This is a genomic window from Cytobacillus gottheilii, assembly GCF_900166665.1.
GTDB classification, from domain to species: domain Bacteria; phylum Bacillota; class Bacilli; order Bacillales; family Cytobacillaceae; genus Cytobacillus; species Cytobacillus gottheilii_A.
On the sequence record NZ_LT800494.1, the window covers coordinates 3625367 to 3629166 of the forward strand.

The 3800-nt window shown below is 36.7% G+C and carries 4 protein-coding genes; 1 reads left to right on the forward strand and 3 read right to left on the reverse strand.

What is annotated here, in order from left to right:
• The coding region (locus B7E07_RS17795; RefSeq protein WP_139785743.1) for a cation diffusion facilitator family transporter at positions 1 to 390 on the reverse strand (390 nt) is incomplete at its 3' end.
• A gap of 606 nt (positions 391 to 996) precedes the next feature.
• On the opposite strand from B7E07_RS17795, the gene B7E07_RS17805 reads away from it, so the two are divergent.
• A complete protein-coding gene (locus B7E07_RS17805) occupies positions 997 to 2136 on the forward strand; it encodes a zinc-dependent alcohol dehydrogenase (RefSeq protein ID WP_080848164.1) in 1140 nt (379 codons plus the stop codon).
• A gap of 397 nt (positions 2137 to 2533) precedes the next feature.
• Here B7E07_RS17805 and B7E07_RS17810 read toward each other — a convergent pair whose 3' ends face one another.
• Together B7E07_RS17810 and B7E07_RS17815 are read right to left on the reverse strand one after the other, a co-directional pair.
• Positions 2534 to 3382 carry a PRD domain-containing protein gene (locus B7E07_RS17810; protein ID WP_080848167.1) on the reverse strand — a complete coding sequence of 283 codons (849 nt, stop codon included), beginning with the start codon at positions 3380 to 3382 and terminating at the stop codon, positions 2534 to 2536.
• Between the two features lie 116 nt (positions 3383 to 3498).
• Positions 3499 to 3800, reverse strand: a 302-nt coding sequence (locus B7E07_RS17815) for a family 1 glycosylhydrolase (RefSeq protein ID WP_139785744.1), incomplete at its 5' end; no start/stop codon positions are given.

Here is a 3800-nt window from a genome sequence, read left to right on the forward strand (position 1 = left end):
AACAACCGCCGATAGCAGTCCAACGTAAGCCGCAACGATATCAGGTGATTCACTTTCCCCTTCAAACACAGAAGTTCCCGCATCAATCAGGACCTGAATTCCAACAGCCATCATAATAAATGAGGCAACCATGCTTGCAATGCCTTCACTCTTCCAATGGCCATATGTATGATTCCCATCTGGTGGTCTTTGTGCAACTCTTAATCCAATTAACACAGCAACCGAAGCAATGATATCTGTTGTATTATTTAATCCGTCTGCTTTTAAAGCAGCGGAATCACTCATGTACCCTACTAGAAGCTTGAATATAGAAAGGACAATATAAGCAACTATACTAATAATCGCTCCTCTTTCCCCTAATTTTAAATCTTTATATTTTTGTTCTTCCATCCAATCAACTCCCTGTCAACCATCGAACTATATAGTAACAAGCCGTAATCGTGTGAGTCTAGAGAAACCTTTTTGACCGTTTTTATAAAAGATAGGAGAAGGTAACTAAGTTGGTTGAGGTCAAAACTGCTTATGTCAGAGTTTTTAGGGACAGGTTCCTCGGTTCATTCATATTAGTATCCATTTCAAGTTAAATAAGCGGAGATTTTCCGCCTATTTGCCATTTGGAGCTCTTTTTGGCGAAAATAAGCGGAGATTTTCCGGTTAAGTCTAGTAAAACCGGTCATTTTCACATATTTTGAGGAAATAGTCGGAATCCCTCCCTCTATTTTGGCTATTTTTTGAGCTTTCTTAGAAATAAGGGGAATTTCTCCGCTTATCGACAAAATCTCTATGTTTTTGTATTTTCGTGGACAGGTTCCCACGTTCATCCCACTTCTGCTCTAACTTCATCACTATTACAAATATAAAAAGTAGCCCTTCAATTAATTCCCCTTTAATTATTTGAATCATTTCAGTAGTTGATTACCTTGCGAAAATAAGGGAAGTAAGTGTTATAAGTTTCTATTTTATTAAAAATCACTTACATCAGGAGGAATTTTTAATATGAAAGCTGTTACTTTCCAAGGTGCAAAAGATATTCAGGTTAAAGAGGTAGCGAATCCAAAGATTGAAAAAAGTGATGACCTTATTATTCGAGTGACATCTACAGCTATTTGCGGATCAGATCTTCATATTTATCAAGGAGCTCTTCCGGCATCCAAAGATTATGTGATTGGTCATGAACCGATGGGAATTGTTGAAGAAGTGGGTCCAAGTGTGGAGAAAGTAAAAAAAGGCGATCGTGTTGTACTTCCTTTTAATATCTCCTGTGGACACTGTCATTATTGTGCCAATGATATGGAAAGTCAGTGTGACAACTCTAATACAAATGCGCATGTGGACACAGGCGGTTATTTTGGATTTACAGAACGATATGGAGGCTATCAAGGCGGACAAGCCGAATTGCTCCGTGTGCCATTCGGTAATTTTGTACCCTTTGTGATTCCTGAATCTGTCGAGCTTGAAGATGAGTCCCTGCTCTTTATGTCGGATGTGCTCCCGACAGCGTATTGGAGTGTTGAAAGCGGCGGTGTCAAAAAAGGAGATACCGTTGTGGTTTTAGGGTGCGGTCCAATCGGCTTAATGACACAAAAGTTCGCATGGATGAAAGGTGCAAAACGTGTCATTGCTGTGGATAATGTAGCGTATCGCTTAAATCATGCCAAGAAAATGAATCAAGTCGAAGTTATTAACTTTGATGACCATGAGGACACAGGTGCATATATTGCGGAAATCACAAAAGGTGGAGCAGATGTTGTCATTGATTGCGTCGGAATGGATGGCAAAAAGAATCCTCTGGAAGTGGTTGAGCAAAAATTAAAACTTTCAGGCGGTACAACAAGTGCAATTCGAATCGGAATGAAGGCCATTAAAAAGTTCGGCACCTTGCAGGTTACGGGTGTATATGGTTCCATGTACAACCACTTCCCGCTCGGCAATCTGTTTGAAAGAAATATTACCCTTAAAATGGGACAGGCTCCTGTCATTCATTACATGCCAATGCTCTTTGACATGATTAAGGAAGGCAAGTTTGACCCAACGGAAATTATTACACATAATCTGCCATTACACATGGCCAGTGAAGCCTATAAGACATTTAATGACCATGAAGATGAGTGTATTAAAGTGGTGCTGAAGCCTTAACTGATTTTATATTCAAGTATGTTTGTTCCATCTGGCTTTTGACTCTCAATATCAACGGGATTAGGCTTTTCCCTTGGCAACCCATCGGCGGATTAGGCTTTTCCCTTGGCAACCCATCGGCGGCTCAGCCTTTCCACTATTCCATCGTGTATTAATTGATAATAATTTAAAAATAGTAAGAGCCTTGCTGCAGTTAATGCAGCAAGGCTCTTACTAATATTTGCACCCCTAATAAATTTAGCTATAACTATTTATACATAGGGTCAGTATAACTGCTCAATGAAATATTTATTATTGAACTTTCTTAGAAGAAAGTCAGATTTTTAAATTAATTAATAGATCGATACTTTTGTCTTTCCTCAGTAATAAAAAAATTCTAATCGCTGCACAATGTCTTTTAAAGTTCATTATAATTAATTAACCGATGAATATGGACAGCTAAATACGCTAATTCCTCGTTAGGGATTGTTTTTTTATTTACTTGCTCAATATATTCTTTAATTTTAAATGCTCCTGACATTGCTTCCGGGTACAAAGTTGCTATTTGTTCAAATAGTACATTATCTTTGTCATCAATCATCTTATTTGCATAAAAACGTTCTACAAAAAATTTAACATGAGTAATAAATCTCGTATAATGTATATTTTCATTGTTTGTATTAATATTAAATGTATATCGGACTAAGTTAACGATGCTTCCAATCATCTTAGCAATTCTCATTCCATTGTTAGAGGAATCCTTTTTTTCTCCTTGAGCATTAATTAAATGAAAGGCGATATTCGCTGCTTCTTCTATAGGCAGTTCAAGTTCCAGTCTTTCGTTCAATAGATTAAGGGCAAATACACCAATTTCAAACTCCTCAGTATAATAATTTTTGATCTCCCAATAGACACGGTTCGTAATATTTATATTTTTGTTAAACCTTTCTACCGCAAAATTCAAGTGATCCATTAGGGTAAAATATATACCCGTATTAAGATTGGTATTCAATTTCTTTTCAGCATAAGACACAATTTGCTGAGTCAGTTCGATAAAAACTGGTGGAATAGAGTCCAATAAACCCAAAAATTCTTTTGCCTTTAGGTTTTCAATCGGAATAAACATTTGATCAACTTCTTGATCCGAAATTACGCTGCCAGCTTTCTTTCCATAACCAATCCCTTTTCCAAAGAGAATCGATTCTTTCTTATGTTCATCTTCTACTAGCACAACACTGGAATTCAACACTTTTTTTATTGTTATCATGGTATTCTCCTTTCAGTGGAAGGATTTCATAGTCGGTCCCTTAAGAACGGGGAAAAAGCAGCTATTAGCACAATTTTTCAGATCATACTAATAGCTACTTGCCTATGATTTTAGATTTATTCTAAATTCTCACCGTTTGTTTCAATCACTTTTTTGTACCAATAGAAGGAATCTTTCTTAATTCTTTTAAAAGTACCTTTACCTTCATCATCTATATCAACATATATGAATCCGTACCTTTTTTTCATTTCCCCCGTACTTGCTGCAATTAAATCGATAGGTCCCCACATTGTGTACCCCATGACTGGAACTCCGTCAATCTCAATTGCTTTCTTTATTTCACTAATATGTTCTCTTAAATATTCAATCCGATATGGATCATGGATACTTCCATCTTCAACTTTATCTACTGCGCCTA

Excerpts from the sequence above, each read along its gene's own strand:
- B7E07_RS17810 (WP_080848167.1), bottom strand. The coding sequence starts at position 3,382 with ATGATAACAATAAAAAAAGTGTTGAATTCCAGTGTTGTGCTAGTAGAA.
- B7E07_RS17805 (WP_080848164.1), top strand. The coding sequence starts at position 997 with ATGAAAGCTGTTACTTTCCAAGGTGCAAAAGATATTCAGGTTAAAGAG.